Genomic DNA, 17991 nt, shown 5'->3' on the forward strand with positions numbered 1-17991 from the left:
ATTGATTACAAACAATTTAACTCATTAACAGTTAAATTGTTAAGCTTGTCGTTTAAAATTATCTAAAATAATACCGGTCGCCATTGCCACATTAAGCGACTCTGCACCGCCAAAAGCGGGAATGGTGATTTTATTAGTTACTAACTTTGCACATGTCTCGCGTATTCCATGCGACTCACTGCCCATTAGTAAAACGCCTGAGCCCGTAAATTGGGTTTTATGCACGCTTTGCCCATCTAAAAAAGCACCGTAAACAGGTAAATTTAAAGACTGTAGGTAATCAGGTAAATCTACTTGGCTTACCGATACCCTTACAAATGAGCCCATCGTGGCGCTAATTGTTTTAGGGTTGTAAGCGTCTGCGCTGTCGGTGCTAGTTACTATATGTTTAATACCGTACCAGTCTGCCACTCTTATTATTGTGCCTAAATTACCAGGGTCTGATACGCCATCAAGCGCGAGTATTAAGCCATTTGCGTGTGGTAAAGCCGCCGTTGGCATATCAACAATAGCAATGGCTGCATTATTGCTAACTAGCGTGCTGGCTTTGGTGAGGGCTTCTTCATCCGCTTCAATAAAATTAGCGTGCGGATACTTACCTTGGTACGCATTTATAAATTCGTTTGTAGCAAAAATATTAACCACATTTAATGGGCTGTTTAATAACTCAAGTACGTTTTTCTCACCCTGTACAAGGTATTGATTATATTGCTTTCGGTACTTTTTTTGGCCAAGTTGGCGAATAAGTTTGAGTTGGTTTTTTGAAATCATAACAGCCCCATAAAATTATCCAGCAAGTATAACAGATTTCGTTATAACATCTGAACTCGAAAAGCAGCGAATGGGGCTAATTTATCTTACTCGCACTTCTTTCGAAGGTCAGATTAATTCGAATAAACATGCCTTTTATTGCCTCTAATTGATTTGAATCGTCAACCGTCTGAGCCAATTCCTCATAAAGATTATCTGACGCTTGCTTAAACTTATTATTAAACTTGCCCTTGGTTGCCAACATAAATGCATCGGCTAATGTACGCTGCCACTCATTTAAATACTTTAGCTTTGTATTACCAGCCAAATTTTCACAAATTGAGTTTAATCGAACCGACGCATGCCCTAAGTTTAGAGCGGTTAGTGCAAGATCTGTAATAACGCGTGAGTGTGAACCTTGATCGTAATTAGTTAAGCGTATTAACCTATCGGCCATGCGGCGGTTATACCAAATACTTGGGGTTGGATGGTTATTTATTTCGAGTAAATCTTTATAAGTAGCCTTAAAAACACGATGAACAAGTAATTGTACACTCGGACCTGTAAATAACTGAAAAATCCAAAATAAAATACTCACCCCCGCAAAAATTGCCATTGCAGAGCTAAGTGTGTAATCGATTGAAAACGCAAGGCTCATATCGGTACTGGGTCTTACCAAAATCGTAAATGGGATACAAAACCCCAAGCCATATGGCAATGTTTGTTGATCAGCTAGCAGCAGTAAACCCAGAAAATAAGGCCCTGCTAATACAAGTAGTAATATTTCTAATTGCCCACCACTTTGTGATAATAAATTGAGTGCGTAAAAAATAGTTACAATAGCAGCAACCACCACGCCTACCAATAAACGCTTTATTACCACCTGTAAAATAGCTAACGGTATTCTCGCCAACATTATCGAAAATATGACCGGTAAAATCATAATTAATAATGCAGCAGAAGAGCCTGTATTAATCCAAATAAATGCGCCGATAGAAAACACCAAAGCAGTTCTAAATCCAACAATTATGCCAGCTAATGGGTCGCGATATGTAAGCATACTGGGTGCATTTAATAATGTTTTATCACGCTCTTCTAACGCTCTGTATGCGCGTAGTAAAATTGTTAAGTCGGCTGCTACTTCTAAGCTCACATTGAGCATGTGAGATTCAAATGGCGAATCACACACCGTATTTGCTCTATAGTCGGTTAGCTCTTTACGCAGCGTTTTAACTTGTTCGGCGCAGTAATCAAAATCGTCAGACTCTTTAATTTGCGCAAATACCTGCTTAAGTTTACTTATTAATTTATCTAAAGTAGGTGTAATAAGATCTTCGTGGTTTCGCTGTAGACGGCCAATTATTTGAATTAAGGCCAATAAAGAAAGTACTTTTTGCGACAACTGATTTGCAGCACGCGAGCGCCCTGGACCTTTTGGTCCTTCGTACCTTACTGCGCTGGAATCTTCGTTTATTGATCCCAATGTTGCCATAATGCCATCTATTTGCTGATGGCGATTTTCGTGCGAGCCCTTAGAATCAAGCTCAATAACTAAATAATGTAACGTTTGATTTATAACCGACCGCGCTTGTGTTTGCAGTAAATGTTTAACCTTTACAGGCCAAAATAGATGACTCACAAGCCCAGCACATACAGACCCTATTATTATTTCGCTTACTCGCGCTTGTGCAATATCAAATATACTTTGACTGCTTACCATTGCCGGAGTAACCATGACTAAAAGCACAATAATGGCGGCTGTTACACCGGCCATAGCAAACGCATACACAAAGTTTGCTTGGCGTACCATTGCCGATAACGCAGAGTTTACTCCCAACCATAATGCCAGTGCACCGAGCGCTAAATAAGGGTAGAGAATTAACTGAGTTAAAAGCAATATGCCAAATAAACCGCCCACTATGGTGCCTATTATTTGACAAATTGCTTTTTCAATAACCAATCCGCTTTGCGGGCGTAATTGCAAAAATATAGCCGAGACTAACGCCCAATAAGGCCTTTCAAGATTAAGCGACATAGCAATAGTCAGCGCCATCACCATGGCTATAACGCCCTTAGTCGCAAAAATAATTGCCTGTTTTTTAGGAAAAAACAAATTTTGTAATACAACGCCCACTGTATTCCCCTTAGCGCGTAGCGAGATGTATAGTGGCGGTCATTCCTGCGCTAAGCTGTGTATTTTCGGGCAATGAATCTAACTTAATATCAACAGGTATACGCTGTGATAAACGTACCCAATTAAATGTTTGTTGCACTTGCGGTAAAAGTTGTCCGTTACTTTGTGTATTCGTATTTGCAATTGCTTTACCTACACTCACTACATGCCCTGTTAATTGCTTACCACCACTTAAAAGGGCTATTTTAGCTTTTTGATCAGGATAAATAAGCGGTATTTTACTCTCTTCAAAGTAACCCGTTACATAAAATGAATCTGACTGAACAATAGCAAAAACAGGTGTGCCTTGAGCTACATAGTTACCTTGGCGTAAATTCAAATTAATTATTTGCCCTGATGCAGGCGCAACAATTTTAGTTCTATCAACATTTAACTGCGCAATTGTTTGCTCTGTCTTGGCTAAGTTATAATTTGCTTCAGCAATTTTAGTATTAATACGAGTTGATTCTAGCGTTTCTTCACTAATTGCCTGTTGAGTGTTTAGCTCAACACGTCTTTCGTATTTGTGCTTGGCAAGTTCCCATGTATACAATGCGTTTTCTGTGTTTGCTTTACTTTTATCAAGCGCTGCTTGATAACGCTTTTTATCAACATTAAAAAGTACTTCGCCTTTTTGTACGTTTTGACCATCTTTAATATTTAAAACAGTTACCCAGCCCGACACGTCTGGAGCAACCGTGACAATATCGGCTCGAATACGCCCATCACGCGTCCAAGGAGTATGCATGTAGTCAGTCCATACCCAACGCCCAGCAAAAACCGCAGCTATAACAACCAAGATAGTAAAAGTAATACGCAGATATTTAATCATTCAATTTATCTTCCACTTAGTAATACCAATCCGCAATAATACTTGAGCAATTTGAGGGCTTAAACCAGACGCTAACTGTGTTAAAAATTTCTGATATAGAACAACTAAATAACGAAATTTTTGCCTTGTTATCGACACGGTTTTCTTACCTCAAAATAGCTCACTTAATTAAGCAAATTGGTATAAATAGACGGCCAGTGCCAAGTAACAAACAAATAGTGACACTTCAAACCAAGCCACTTTCCAAATACGGTCATGCCAATCTAGTCGATGCAAAGCAAAACGAGTCAGCGCTGTTAAAATAAACGCAATTGGGAAGTAAACAATCAGCGGGCTAAACTCTAATCCCCCTAACACGACTGCTTGAAACATAATAAATATCCTAATGTTATTTAAAGCGGTGATAAAAGCTGTAAAACCTAAATAAATTTACATCCTCACTACTCTTACAATCTATTATTTTGGCATATAAATCAATTAGCTTAATTGTACGTAGGTGTGCTTAATACATAATTAATGCCATTACATTTAAGCAGCATTAACTATGTATAGTAGCTAAATCGCATATTAAAAAGCTAAAGTTCCCAGTTACCAGCCAAATAAATAAAACCAGCGAGGTTTATTTATAAAAAAGTATTAGAGTATTTAACTCAATACTTAAAACGCCTATTTATAGCTGTTTACAGAAGGGTGAGATAATTATAAACATTGAATTTTGCACTAAAAATAGGTAAATTAACAAAAAAAATATGGACATAATTTTAATGGAATCAATACACCCTACCCTCTCTGAAACAAGCCCACCAATAAATGAGCCTGCTGAACCAATTTTTAGCGGAAAAGTGCAATTTAGTGGTAAAGGCGGTGAGTTTTTTGGAATTTGGATTGTAAATATATTACTTAGCGTTATTACGCTTGGCATATATTCAGCGTGGGCTAAAGTACGTACGCATCGCTATTTTTACGGCCACACTCGTATAGATGGTCATAGCTTTGACTACCTAGCAACACCAATACAAATTTTAAAAGGTCGGATTTTAGCGGTTGTTGTATTTTTTATTTACACATTCTCTATTAGCTTTTTGCCTATTTTAGGGCTGTTTATTGCTCTTGGTTTTATCTTTTTAATGCCATGGATTATTAATCAAGGTTTACGTTTTAATCTGCGTATGACGCGCCATCGTAATGTTCGTTTTACTTTTAAAGGCAATTACGGCGAAGCCTTTATTAACTTTATACTTTTGCCTATCGCCAGCATATTTACACTTTATTTATTAATGCCTTATGTTATAAAACGTATTGATAGCTATATCCATAGCAATATTAGTTACGGTGACAAACCACTTACTGTAAACCTAAAAGGCGAAACCTATTACCTAACAGCGCTTATTTGTTTTGTAGTGAGCTCTATCACCATGGTGCTCTTTATGGGAATTTTAGGGTTATTTGGCCTCAACTTAATAGATGTTGAAAATCAACAAAATTTAGAAAACTCCGCTGCTATGGTTATGCTTCCTATCTTTATGATGATTGCCTATGTACTAATGATTGCCATTGTTTCTGCTGTATGGCACGCCGCTATTCGTAATCACATTTTTGATAACAGCCATTTTGAAGGCGTTGCCACATTTAAATCAGAGCTAAAACCAATTCCTTTCGCTGTTTTACTATTAACTAATATGTTGGCTATTGTATTTTCTTTAGGGCTTGCATACCCATGGACAAAAGTACGTACATCAAAAATGCTCGCTGATGTAACTAACGTCACTATTTATCCTGGTGCATTAAACCTAATCGATACCGCGCAAGAACAGCAATCATCATTTGCTGAGGAAGCTGCAAACGTATTTGATATTGACCTTTCTCTAACTTAAGAGCTCACTATGCATGTAAAGGGACATTTTTTCCCCATCGCATCGAGTAACTATCAAGTGTGTGTTGCAACTATTAGCGACACGCACATTGAAGTTATTAACGATGAACACGTTATAGCTCGCCACGCAATCTCAAGTCTAAAATTAAGTTCGGGGATGGCAGGACTTGCCGACGAACTAAACTTTGAAGATGGTAGTCGTTTTATTCCTCAAGATGTAAGTTACAGATGGCCATTTAAAGAAAATAACCATCACATAATGGAGCGCCTTGAAAAAAGTAAATGGGCAATTTTAGCCGCAGTCATATTTACACCACTTTTTATGTGGTTAGTACTTTATAAAGCGGTACCGGCCATTGCTGTTTACAGTGTTGATACCCTGCCACGTAATGTTGTGGAACAAATGGGGGAGCAAAGCTTTACACTTATTAAAAAGATTGCGCTTGACCCAAGTGAGCTCCCCGCAGAGCAGCAAGCTAAAGTACAAGCACATTTTACAAGTATGCTTAATGCGTTATCGCTTGATCAATCGGTTTATAGATTATCGTTTTATAAATCAGACAGCTTTGGTGCTAACGCGTTTGCACTACCCCATGGCCGTATCGTGGTCACAGATGATTTAGCAAATTTACTTGCCGATAAACCCAATGCACTAAAAGCGGTATTGCTACACGAGATGGGCCATGTAGTCCACCAGCATAGCGTACGTATTACAGCACAATCTGCCGCAAGTACGATTGTGCTAGCGGTTGTATTTGGTGATTTAGAAGGGGTTGCAGAGGTTGCATTAGGTACGGGTGCATCGTTTGCTCAGCAAGGGTTTTCACGAGATATGGAACGCGAGGCAGATACCTTTGCACTCATTCAATTAGAGTCGCTTGGGTATTCGAGTAATGACTTTGCTGATGCAATAGAGGCCCTACAAGAAAGCCATACCAGCAAAAACGAGCACCTCGAAAAAGTAAATGACTTTTTAGAGTACTTGTCTAGCCACCCAAGTGCACAAGAGCGTATTGACAATGCTAGGAAATAATCGCGGTTATATTCAACTTGCTCGCTACATAGTGAGTTTAAGTTGGATATACTAATTCAATTAACTATGGGGGCTATTTTAACGTTAAATAAATCATTTAGTAACTAGGCAAAAAACTTTGTGTTTAGTGGTTCTAAATAAAAGTTTTTTAACGACGTTAGTAATTGATTTAGAACGTTAAATTGTTCAAATAGTTATTTGGGTTAGTATCATTCACGGCTTTTTCCCAAAGCTTTATCACGTAGCACCGCTTGAAAAATTAATGACTGGCAGTGCCGGCTATTCTGAACAGGTGTCTGACTTAATTACACGTTCGGCGGGTGTTGGCGAGATTATATTTGGATTGTGTTTATTTGTGTTTTATAAAAATAAACACCTAGTAATTTTAAATATTTTAGCATTAATTGGCCTTTTACTCGCTGTAGTTGCAATGCAGCCACAATTACTTATTGAAGCATTTAACCCTGTTACTACTAACCTGCCTCTTATTGGGCTAAGCGTTATTTGGTTAAAGGAAATTAAGCTGCTGAATAATCGATACCTCTAAATAAAAAAGGGTATGCCTGCGCATACCCTTTTTTGTAGTACTTAAGTTATATAATTAGTACTTGTTTTTATGCGTCCACAAATGCAGTAATTCGCTCGCAATGGTTGCTGCGGCAATAGCGGTAAGCTCACTTTGGTCGTACGAAGGTGATACTTCTACCACATCCATACCTACCATGTTTATGCCTTTTAGCGCACGCAGTACTTTAAGTACTTTATCTGACGTTAAACCACCGCACACAGGAGTGCCTGTACCAGGCGCAAACGCAGGGTCTAAACAATCAATATCAAACGTTAAGTAAACAGGTAGGTCACCTACTCGTTCAAGTATTTGCGCTGCAATATCATTTGCATGTAAATCGTTGGCTTGCATTGCATCAATCACAGCAAACTCATGTTTACTTTGATCAAAGTCGGTACGAATACCTATTTGTATACTGTGCTCAACATCAATCAGCCCTTCCATTGGCGCATGATAAAACATAGTGCCGTGATCAAAACGCGAGCCATTGCTATAGGTATCGGTGTGCGCATCAAAATGTACTAACGCCATTTTGCCATGTATTTTTGCGTGAGCACGTAATAGCGGAAGCGTTACAAAGTGATCGCCCCCTAAACCTAATAGCGTTTTACCTTGACGGAGTATTTGATCAGCAGCCATTTCAAGTTGCGCAGTAAAATACTCAGGATCCCCGACAGGGTAAGTAAAGTCCCCTGCGTCTGCCACTTTTAGGCGCTCAAACAACGGGAACGTCCACGGGTATTTAGTGTCTTCCCATGCTAAATGAACCGATGCACGACGAATTGCATCAGGGCCTAAGCGCGCACCAGGGCGACCCGATGTCGCTAAATCAAACGGTAAGCCTAAAACGACTACGTCTGCATCAATTGCATTAATATTTTGCACCATAGGACGACGTAAAAACGTCATCCCATTTGAGTACAATGAGTGATCTGCGTGACCAAACAAAGTCGACATTGCTTATAACTCTTCTAAATAAGTGTAGCCATCAAGGCCGCTTTGCAACTCGTCTAAAACGCTTTGCTGTTCGTGTTTTTCAATTTTAGTGCTTACTAACTGCTCGTATGATTGCTGAAAACTTTCTACATCTAAATGTACATAGCGCATCATATCGGCAACAGTGTCACCTTGGTTTATCTCGGTAATACTTGCAACGCCTTGCTCATCCATATTGACAATTGCGCTGTGCGTATCGCCAAACAAGTTATGCATGTCACCTAAAATTTCTTGATAAGCACCCACCAAGAAAAAGCCCATTAAATAAGGTTTATCAGCACTAAACTCTGGTACAGGTAATGTGCTTTCAATACCTTGTCCATCTACGTAATGTTCAAGTGCGCCATCTGAATCACAGGTTATATCAAGTAATACAGCACGCTTTTTTGGTGCTTGCGTTAAGCCACTTAATGGCAATACCGGAAACACTTGATCAATGCCCCATGCATCTGGAAGCGATTGAAATAACGAAAAGTTTACAAAAAACTTATCGGCTAAACGAACGTTTAACTCGTCAATAATAGGACGATGAAAACGGTTTTTATTATCCATGTGCTTGTTAAGTTCATAACAAATACGAATATTAATTTGCTCAGCCCACGCACGCTGCGATAAGTCTAATAAACCGAGTGCAAATTGATTATGCGCTTCAGCTAAATCACCTTGGCTGTCGTGATAAATTTCAATTAATGCACGGTCATCCGTTAAATCAGTTAACTGTACAAACGATGCCCACATGTTTTTTAATAACAGGGGTGCATCTGCCGCTGGCGCTACTAACTCTTCTGGCGTATAGCTTTCAGTACCAATAACATTAGAAATAAGCACAGCATGATGCGCCGTAAGCGCACGACCCGACTCAGAAATAATAGTCGGCATTGGTTGCTCATATTGCTTACATGTATCACCAATGGTGTACACGATGTTATTTGCATATTCAGCTAAGCTGTAATTCATAGAGTTATGCGATTGGCTACGCGTGCCGTCGTAATCAACAGCTAAACCACCGCCTACATCAAGGCAATCAATTTCTGCGCCTAATTTACGTAGCTCACAGTAAAAACGCGCCGCTTCGCTTACACCTAAACGTACGTCACGAATGTTCGCCATTTGTGACCCTAAGTGAAAATGTACTAGCTGAAGCAAATCAAGCTGGTTTGCGTCTTTTAAACGATTAACTACATGCAAAACTTGCGATGCAGATAAACCAAATTTTGATTTTTCGCCGCCACTCGCTTGCCATTTACCTTTACCTTGCGACGCTAAACGTACACGAATACCAATGCGTGGTTTTACGTTAAGCTCTTTTGCTTGGCTAAGTACCATGTCTAGCTCAGAAAGCTTTTCAAGTACGATATACACTTTATGACCTAGCTTTTCGCCAATAAGTGCTAAACGTACGTATTCTTTATCTTTGTAGCCATTACATACAATAACAGCGCTGGTTTTTTCAGCTAATGCTAATACTGTGAGTAGTTCAGGCTTGCTGCCTGCCTCTAAACCAAGTTGCTTTTTTTCTACTTGTGCTTGGCTTGCTACTATTTCTTCAACCACTTCACGTTGTTGGTTTACTTTTATTGGGTAAACTAATAGGTAGTCTTTAGGGTAACCATAGTTTTCAATCGCAGTATTAAATGCGCCGCATAAGCTGTGTACACGATGGTGTAAAATTTGCGGAAAACGAACTAAAGCAGGTAAGCTTAAACCTTTATCTTGTAGTTGCTTTGCGATATCTGTTAATGCAATGGTTTGCTCTGGTGCATGAGCCTTGGGTGCAACATACACATCACCTTGATCATTAATACCAAAAAAACCTTGGCTCCAATGACGAACATTGTAGCTCGTACGAGCTTGTTCTAGTGATGTTGTTTCTTTCATTTATCTTTCTCTCTTATTTAATTAATGCCGACTCGGCTAGTGCCGCGCATTAAAAGAAAAATAGAGATTTAAGTCCAACAAGTATTTTTACTCGTAACGAGTGATTTTTAATGTTGATAAAACAACCAATCACGTATTGCTCGCTAGCGTATATAAAATAGGACTTTGATGATTATTAAAGATAAGAAAAGTTGTAAAAAATGGCTGTTTTTAAATGACTCATTATAAATTTTATTAGCAAAATGAGTTAGCTCATTCACTAAAATTAATCTTGAGTTACTTTGCTTATTGAATTTACTTTTGATGGATTAGAGTAAGGTGTTCTCAACGCCTCAAATTACTGCTATTTAGCCAACGTGTTGTGACCAAGTAATACCTATGTATTCTGCAACATGAATAAAAACTACACGTCTAAAACGCGATGGATAACATCCACCAGCTTAAATCATTACTTGGCGCATATGTAGCGTTAGGTATTGCCTGTGGCATTGAAAGTAGGAAATTGCAGTAGTGTGCAGGCGAATTCGATTAATTGAGTATAAGCTAGCTATGCACTTTTTGGGGCGAACATAATTATTGCCATACCCAGCAGTGCAACTAAACCACCGATAATATCCCACATAGTAAGCTTTACGCCATCAACAACCCATAACCATAATAGCGCAACGCAAATATATACGCCGCCATAAGCTGCATACACACGCCCGGCAGCAGTAGGATGTAAAGAGAGCAACCATGCAAATAGTGCCAAACTTAAAGCCGCTGGAATTAAAAGTAAAATGCTTTTATCTTGCTTAAGCCAAAGGTAGGGCAAATAGCAACCCACTATTTCTGCTAAGGCTGTAATAGTAAAAAGTGCGATTGTTTTTAATTCAAACATAATGCTCCGCGCTAAGATAACAAGCATAACAATCTATATAAATTGTTATGCTTAGTATTCGTTATGAATCTGAGTTGTTATTCGCTAAGCGCCATAGTGGCAAGTTTCATTGTGCTTTCAAACGACTTAGTGCCCGCTATAAATAAACCATTGTGACAGAACACAGCGTCGTCAATACCTGTTTCATCTACAAACGCTTGGTCAGATAAACCAGACCATGCTTTAGGCAGCGATTTTCTATCTTCAAACGAACCTGGCTCAACGGGTACAGTTTGTAATATCCATTGTCCAGAATGCGATGGGTAAACCATGTATAGCGCATCGCTTGATAAAATATGCACCGTTTTTTTCCACGGTGTGTATTTTTCAAGTACGATTACTCTGGCATCTTCAGCATTTTCAATTGCTTTGGCGACAATCTCTTTTGCATTTACACTTCCGTGAGCCGAAGCGATAAAACGAATAAGCATGCGAGCTGCAAATTCAACGGCTTCGTCAAAACAAGTATCAAAGTTACTTTCTTCTTCCCACGTAGGGTTAAACATTGAGATTGTTTGGCTCAAGCTTATCCCTTTTGATACCCCTTCAACATGACCACAATCGATGGCGTCAATAGTTGAAACTAAGCCTGAATCCACTCTATCAGCAACGGCTTGGTTATCATCACACAACGCTAAGCCGTATTTTTTCCATATTAAACCAAACGACGAAAAAGGAATGCCATTTTCTCGCTCGCCTGCACCACCACGCTGGTGATGATCAAAGCGGTTCGTTTCAGGGTCGTATTCGCCACCTACATCAATTACAAAATCGGCATTTTCTATAAGCGCTTTATCGCGAGTACGTACCAGTTTAAACGCTGGCAACACGTGTTTAAGTACTGCAATACTAAAAACGTCATCCGCATGAAAATTACCGTTATGGGTTACTACTGTTATGTCTGTCATTGGTTTAGTGTCATTTTTAGAAAGGATAAGAAAGTCTCGCTATTTAAACGTTATGGTTTGAAGTATTTTAAGGAGCATAGTAAATGACGGATTTTATACGATTATAGCCAACAAAAACAGTATTCTGCTTTTGTTAATTTTAAGAGGGCATTTTTGAAATGATCTTTAACAGACAATATATAATAGTACTAATGAACTTTGGGTATATTTGAAAGTAGCAATTCATTATAGTTTAATTTATACACTATAAAAAACTATAATTAATCGCTACTTAAATAATTTAGTGTGGTCACTTAGAGTGAAGCTGTTAACCTTTATGCGCTTTGTTACTGGCTTAGGCCTAACTCCATAAATACACTTTGTGGATTCTCGAGGTAAGGCCCAAAACTAGCACATCGTTTGAAACCAAGATTTTCATATAGCTTAATCGATTGAATTTGCTTTGGCCCTGTTTCTAGCCTGATCAGTGGGATTTTCTCCTCACCTGCGTGATGTAAAAGTATCTGCATAATACGCCTAGATAACCCTTTACCACGATAACTAGGGCTTACATAAAGCCGTCTAATTTCACCATAGGGCGTTTTATCAAACTGCTTTACAATAGCGCCACACGCAATAATACCATCATCATTCTTTAAACCAATCGCATACACACTTGGCTCATTTAGTTCATTTAACGTAAGAGACTGTGCAGTGGCAACTGGATATAGAGAGTTTATTAGTCGGTCGATATCAGAAAAAACATTAATCACATCCTGGTCATTCGGTTTTAAATCAACTAACTGCATAGAACATCTCAATTTATATTAAAAATATGTGTTGGCAAACTATACCGAATTGTAAAAAATGAACAACCTCGTTCTACTTATTTAAACGTTTAAATAAACCCAGTAATTTACGCGAATAAAGAATGCCCTCATTATTAAATGCAATTACTTGCTAAATTCAGTGTAGGCCTCTAAAAATAGCATATGCTACCAGCTCAATCATTTTATTTAATTTGGTCGATGCAAAAAATTTTAATAACAGAAAAGTCATATTTCGTATTCACTTTAATGGGGTCAGCGAATAGTCAAAGTATTTTCTATGTTCTTTTCCAGCTAAATTAGAGTTAATTTTATTTGGGTGTTTATATTCTTTCCAGTTGGCGACTTGACGTCCTATATTTAATTTAGGGAAACAGGTATTTCCTTGTATCTCCACGCCTAAAAACTGTTTTAGTTTTAACAAACTATCAGGTTCACTAATATCTATTGCTAAAAAATTGTCACTATTTTTGAAATACGAAAAAACAGCTTGTTCATGCTTTAAATAACAACCAGCTAGCGCTGTCGATGATAAGGGTAATACATCAGAGAACGTACGATGAAAACTACGCTTTAAAATAGGATTAAACTTACCTGTATTTAAATCTAAATGAGGCGCCATTTTTTCGAGCAACATAGTAATTGAAGGCACCCATTTGTTTAGCTCTCGACTTAAGTATATAAATTTAGCATTTGGGAATAACTCGTCTAAATGCATGTAGTCACTAAAGCAAGGTGCGTCAGATATTGCATCAGACATTTCAAATGCTTGCTTTGTAAAAGCGGTATGCGCCACCGAAAAGCCCATTTCTAGTAGCGCAACACTTATGCTAGTAGTGCCAGTTCTGGGCAACCCAATCACAAAGATCTTAGCCATCTATAATTACTCGCTTTTAAAATAATGTCACTAAAACTGCATGCGTTAGGGAGCTGAACAGAATCAGCCTAAGCTCTCTATAAAAAAGTAACTTAATTCCCTGCCATAGATAAATCACCATTAAGTTAAGCCACTTTATAGCATTATTAGTGCCTGTTGGCCTTTCAGAATTAAAATTCATTCAATCTATGGGCTATTTAATCGCGGCGTGAGGTTTGTAACCTAGTGGGCTCGGTAACTGCTCCTGTATTACTCTACTGGCTTACTCTACTGGCTTACATCCATGTAAGAATAAGTAAAAACCGAACCAAGCTTCCGCGGGCAGCGCATGCTTGGCATTTATTCTACGTTATCGCCTATTTATGGAGAATAACCAAACTACATAGGCTCTGCTTTGCCTAAATACCAAGCACACTGCTGAAAACTTAACCTCGAAAGATAAACAAGCCTAGTATTTAAACACTTTGTTACCTAAAAACGCTGTTCAAAAAAATTCAGCTATTTATACTAGCTACAGTGGTAAACATTTATTGAGGTTACTGTGCAGATAGTACAAGGTATGGAATATTTTTTTTCAGGTTTTAAATTAATTACTCAAAAGGGGTTAAAACGTTTTGTTTTTATTCCATTATTAATTAATATTTTACTTTTTGGTAGCTCGCTATTTTTCTTATTCGGTTGGCTAAGTGACAGTTTTAGCTACATCAATGATATGTTGCCACAATGGTTAAGTTGGCTTGAATGGCTAATGTGGCCAATTGCTATATTAATGGTTTTATTTAGCTACAGTATGCTCTTTACAGTGATCACTAATTTTATCGCAGCCCCCTTCAACGCTTTGTTAAGCGAAAAAGTAGAACTTTATTTAACAGGCCAAAAGATTAACGATGATGGCTTTGCTGAATTAGTAAAAGACATACCTCGTATGCTAGCCCGCGAGTGGACAAAGTTATGCTATTACCTTCCTCGCGCTATAGGTTTTTTTATACTGCTTTGGATACTCCCCGTCATAGGTCAAATATTATGGGTCCTATTTACCTGTTGGATGTTCGCAGTGCAATACGAAGACTATGCGTTCGATAACCATAAAATTGGGTTTAAACAGATGAAAGACGATTTAAAAAGTAAACAAGGTCTATCGTATGGGTTTGGCTTGGCCGTTATGCTATTAACAGCAATACCATTTATAAACTTAATAGTAATGCCTGTCGCTGTGTGTGGGGCTACGCGTTTATGGGTTGATAATTACAGGCCCAAATATCGAAGTTAAATATATAAAAAATGGGTCATCAGACCCATTTTTTATTACTAATAAAACTTAGCTGTATAGGTTTTGTGGCACCTTAGTAACGTTTAAATGAACGGTTATTTCCTCACGATCATGATACAAATGCTTAGCTTGCAACTCGTAGTTAATACCTTGTTTATCTAGCTCTTTTCTAATCATCGAAAGGCATTCGTAGACACTGTCAAAACGTTTTTTCATTGGAAGCTTTAAGTTAAATATAAACTCTTTAGCGTAGGCACTCACAGCCCAATCAATCATTAAGGTCGTCACTTTAGTGGGTTTTTCCACCATATCACACACCAACCAGGTAACATTTCTTTTTTCAGGGCGATATTTAAAACCGTCAGCTCTAAAATGTTTAACCTGGCCTGTTTCCATCAAATCATCATTCATCGGACCATTGTCAATTGCACTTACAAACATACCACGGCGAACAAGCTGATATGTCCAGCCCCCAGGGCAAGCGCCTAAATCGACACTGCGCATACCTGCTGCAACACGAGATTCGCGCTGTTGTTCAGGAATAAATACATTAAACGCTTCATCAAGCTTTAATGTTGATCGACTCGGTGCATCGCTTGGCATGCGAAGACGTAAAATACCCATAAAAAATGGAGAATTATTAAAACTATATGAGTAACCTACATAAGCTGTGTTGTTTGTTAAAAACATGACATGCATTACAGGACGGTTTGCTTTGGGTTCGCGCAATACTGTATTTTGTTTTTCGAGGGCTTTTTTAAGTGGTGTTGATATTTTTTTACAAAACGTTAAAAGCTCTTTTCCTTCATTTGTGTCAGGGGTTTCTACACGTAGCTCTGAGCACAATGTAAACTCTTTTGCAGCTTCAACTACCGCGCCAACGCGATCTTCCACAGGCATGTTTTCAAGTAATGTACCGGCAAACCATTGGCGTGCAAACACCATATTTTTAAAATCAACTTTTTTGATTATTTCGTCGCTGTGATGCGCTTCAAAACATTCATAAACAACGTAACCCGTATTTGGCTTTGCTTTTACATAACCCGCAAAGCCTTGCTCTGCAGCGTGAAACGTTATTTCAGCAGCGGCATCGTTTTCAAACCCACTACGACAGTAAATCACAACACTAGACATATAAACCCTTAAACTCTTTAAAACTTAAATCGTGCAACTTGCACTAAAATAACTACCCAACCAATAATAAAGCACAGCCCACCAATTGGTGTTATTGGCCCCAGCCACTTCATACCAGTTAATGCGAGTAAATATAAACTGCCACTAAAAAGTAGTGTGCCTGTTATAAAAAAACCACCAGCCCAGCTCAGATTTATGCCCCACTTAATTAAAATAGCAACCGCAATAAGCGCAAGTCCATGCACCATTTGATATTCAGCAGCAGTTTTAAAAACCCCAAGCGAATACTCTGTTAAACGGCTTTTTAAACCATGTGCTGCAAATGCACCTAACATGACCGAAAGCATACAAAAAATACTGCCCATCATTAAAAATACTTTAATCATTAATTACCCTCTAAATTTAAATCCACACAGTTTTTAATAAATTCAACAGCCTCCAAAGCAGCTGTTCCTCTATTTTGTAGCTCAGTCATACCACTTTTTTTACGAGGTTTAAGTGAGTGGTCCCCATCTGTAAGCCATATATATTGTGGCTGTTTCGGCATAACCATTGTTGCAAGCTCTTGGCGAGTACCAAACGTATCTCGCTCACCTTGCAATACTAAAAAAGGGCAGACTATATCTGCGAAGTGATCGGTACGCAGCTTTTCAGGTTTGCCTGGTGGATGAAACGGATAGCCAAAAGCAAGAACACCTAAAACAGGTTGTTCTGTCGTACAAGCAAGCATGGATGCCATTCGTCCACCCATTGATTTCCCGCCAATAAATAGCGGAACATTTGGCTGTGTATGGCTAAGTATTTGCTCGTAATAACTAAGTAATTTAGGTGCTCGCTCAGGAGGCCTACGCTTATTCGTTTGTTTGGCTATTTGCATATACTCAAAATCAAATAGGCCGACATCAACACCCTGTTCACTGATTAGTTTTGCCACATGCTGCATAAAGTCTGAATCACTACCGGCACCAGCTCCATGGGCAAATATAAATTGCGCTATTGCTGGCTGCTGACTACTTTTAACCCACTCAATCATATTAATACTCTTGCTCTTGCTCTACTAAGCTCAACATCCACTCTTTAAAGGATACTATTTTACCTAGCTCTGTTTGTGATTCTCTAAGGACTAAATAATAGGCGTTTTTACTTTCAAGACTGTGATTAAATGGGATCACTAAGCGCCCAGCGTCAATGTCAGGCTTTGCCAGCACGCTGTTACCAATTGCCACACCTTGGCCATGCACTGCTGCTTGCAGCACCATCGACGAATGACTAAATATAGGACCTTGGTTAACTTGAATATTGCGCACACCAGCCGTTTTCATCCATGTTTTCCAGTTTTTACGGGTAGTGTCATGTAGTAAAGTGTGATGTGCTAAATCGCTTGGTTGGTCAAGCGGTTTTATCCCACTTAACAACATCGGGCTACATAAAGGGACTAAATACTCGGTATGTAATTTATACGCTTGCACACCACTCCAATGACCTCGCCCGTAATAAATAGCCACATCAACATCATCTGTTAATGAGTTTTCGTCTTGGTCTTGCGCTTTGATCCGCACGTCGATCTCAGGATGTAACTCATTAAATAAGCTTAAACGAGGTACAAGCCATTGAATTGCAAAACTTGGTGTTAAGCTAACTGTTAATGAGCCCTTAGCACCACGCGCTAATAGTTTTTCGGTTGCATCAATTAGTTGCGTAAAAATCTCTTTAATATCGAGGAAGTAGCCTTGCCCTTCTTCGGTTAATAATAACGAACGATTTTTACGTAAAAACAATTTCAAACCTAAATGTTCTTCAAGTGTTTTTATTTGATGACTGACAGCCGCTTGAGTTACATAAAGCTCTTCAGCAGCTTTTGTAAAACTTAAATGGCGCGCAGCGGCTTCAAAAGCTTTTAATGCGTTTAATGGAGGTACTCGTCTTGACATGATGACCAAGCTTAGAATTAGTTTTTCTTATGCGGTGAATTAT

18 protein-coding genes are annotated in these 17991 nt (G+C 38.6%); 4 read left to right on the plus strand and 14 right to left on the minus strand.

The features are described 5' to 3' along the window. Positions 1–39 precede the first annotated feature (39 nt). The 4 genes from LOS73_RS15300 to LOS73_RS15315 all read right to left on the minus strand — a co-directional run bounded on the left by LOS73_RS15300 (position 40) and on the right by LOS73_RS15315 (position 4127). Positions 40–771, minus strand: coding sequence for an RNA methyltransferase (locus LOS73_RS15300; RefSeq protein WP_008138237.1), 732 nt, complete (start codon positions 769–771; stop codon positions 40–42). Between the two features lie 76 nt (positions 772–847). Further along, positions 848–2884, minus strand: a complete 2037-nt coding sequence (locus LOS73_RS15305) for an FUSC family protein (RefSeq protein WP_007378094.1) — start codon at positions 2882–2884, stop codon at positions 848–850. 10 nt (positions 2885–2894) lie between these two features. Beyond that, positions 2895–3755 (minus strand): efflux RND transporter periplasmic adaptor subunit, encoded by an 861-nt coding sequence (locus LOS73_RS15310; RefSeq protein WP_457933937.1) that lies wholly within the window; start codon positions 3753–3755, stop codon positions 2895–2897. Between the two features lie 168 nt (positions 3756–3923). Continuing rightward, entirely contained in the window at positions 3924–4127 is a 204-nt protein-coding gene (locus LOS73_RS15315; RefSeq protein ID WP_024597474.1) for a DUF1656 domain-containing protein, read from the minus strand. A gap of 392 nt (positions 4128–4519) precedes the next feature. Between LOS73_RS15315 and LOS73_RS15320 the strand changes: the two genes are divergently transcribed. The 3 genes from LOS73_RS15320 (at position 4520) to LOS73_RS15330 (ending at position 7208) form a co-directional block, all read left to right on the plus strand. Continuing rightward, positions 4520–5629 (plus strand): YjgN family protein, encoded by a 1110-nt coding sequence (locus tag LOS73_RS15320; RefSeq protein ID WP_008138245.1) that lies wholly within the window; start codon positions 4520–4522, stop codon positions 5627–5629. A gap of 9 nt (positions 5630–5638) precedes the next feature. Beyond that, on the plus strand, positions 5639–6661 hold the full coding sequence (locus LOS73_RS15325; protein ID WP_033029046.1) for a M48 family metallopeptidase: 1023 nt from the start codon (positions 5639–5641) through the stop codon (positions 6659–6661). 181 nt (positions 6662–6842) lie between these two features. Beyond that, positions 6843–7208, plus strand: coding sequence for a DoxX-like family protein (locus tag LOS73_RS15330; protein WP_033029049.1), 366 nt, complete (start codon positions 6843–6845; stop codon positions 7206–7208). A gap of 54 nt (positions 7209–7262) precedes the next feature. Here LOS73_RS15330 and speB read toward each other — a convergent pair whose 3' ends face one another. The 6 genes from speB to LOS73_RS15360 form a co-directional block, all read right to left on the minus strand. Continuing rightward, positions 7263–8186 (minus strand): agmatinase, encoded by a 924-nt coding sequence (gene speB / locus LOS73_RS15335; protein ID WP_024597470.1) that lies wholly within the window; start codon positions 8184–8186, stop codon positions 7263–7265. Between the two features lie 3 nt (positions 8187–8189). After that, positions 8190–10103 carry a biosynthetic arginine decarboxylase gene (speA, locus tag LOS73_RS15340; protein WP_033029053.1) on the minus strand — a complete coding sequence of 638 codons (1914 nt, stop codon included), beginning with the start codon at positions 10101–10103 and terminating at the stop codon, positions 8190–8192. 547 nt (positions 10104–10650) lie between these two features. Continuing rightward, complete coding sequence (locus LOS73_RS15345; RefSeq protein ID WP_007378102.1) at positions 10651–10983, minus strand: YnfA family protein; 333 nt, start codon at positions 10981–10983, stop codon at positions 10651–10653. Between the two features lie 77 nt (positions 10984–11060). Then, entirely contained in the window at positions 11061–11930 is an 870-nt protein-coding gene (locus LOS73_RS15350) for an MYG1 family protein (protein ID WP_008138255.1), read from the minus strand. A gap of 326 nt (positions 11931–12256) precedes the next feature. Further along, positions 12257–12718 carry a GNAT family N-acetyltransferase gene (locus tag LOS73_RS15355; protein ID WP_007378104.1) on the minus strand — a complete coding sequence of 154 codons (462 nt, stop codon included), beginning with the start codon at positions 12716–12718 and terminating at the stop codon, positions 12257–12259. A 259-nt stretch (positions 12719–12977) separates the two neighbouring features. Beyond that, the gene (locus LOS73_RS15360) at positions 12978–13613 is read right to left on the minus strand and encodes a sulfotransferase (protein ID WP_168157899.1); all 636 of its coding nucleotides are present in this window, start codon (positions 13611–13613) and stop codon (positions 12978–12980) included. 559 nt (positions 13614–14172) lie between these two features. Here LOS73_RS15360 and cysZ point away from each other — a divergent pair. After that, positions 14173–14883 carry a sulfate transporter CysZ gene (cysZ, locus tag LOS73_RS15365; protein ID WP_457933938.1) on the plus strand — a complete coding sequence of 237 codons (711 nt, stop codon included), beginning with the start codon at positions 14173–14175 and terminating at the stop codon, positions 14881–14883. 48 nt (positions 14884–14931) lie between these two features. On the opposite strand, the gene rlmM is transcribed toward cysZ, so the two are convergent. The 4 genes from rlmM to LOS73_RS15385 are packed head-to-tail and all read right to left on the minus strand — an operon-like array spanning position 14932 to position 17948. Next, the gene (rlmM, locus tag LOS73_RS15370; protein WP_007378107.1) at positions 14932–16017 is read right to left on the minus strand and encodes a 23S rRNA (cytidine(2498)-2'-O)-methyltransferase RlmM; all 1086 of its coding nucleotides are present in this window, start codon (positions 16015–16017) and stop codon (positions 14932–14934) included. A 17-nt stretch (positions 16018–16034) separates the two neighbouring features. Next, positions 16035–16403, minus strand: a complete 369-nt coding sequence (locus LOS73_RS15375) for a DUF423 domain-containing protein (protein WP_033029060.1) — start codon at positions 16401–16403, stop codon at positions 16035–16037. Continuing rightward, entirely contained in the window at positions 16403–17050 is a 648-nt protein-coding gene (locus LOS73_RS15380) for an alpha/beta family hydrolase (RefSeq protein ID WP_457933939.1), read from the minus strand. Before LOS73_RS15380 ends, LOS73_RS15375 begins: the two co-directional genes overlap by 1 nt. Position 17051: 1 nt before the next feature. Next, positions 17052–17948: a transcriptional regulator GcvA gene (locus LOS73_RS15385; RefSeq protein WP_008138266.1), complete on the minus strand. Its 897-nt coding sequence runs from the start codon at positions 17946–17948 to the stop codon at positions 17052–17054. Positions 17949–17991 lie beyond the last annotated feature (43 nt).

This window comes from Pseudoalteromonas sp. SCSIO 43210 (genome assembly GCF_054133285.1).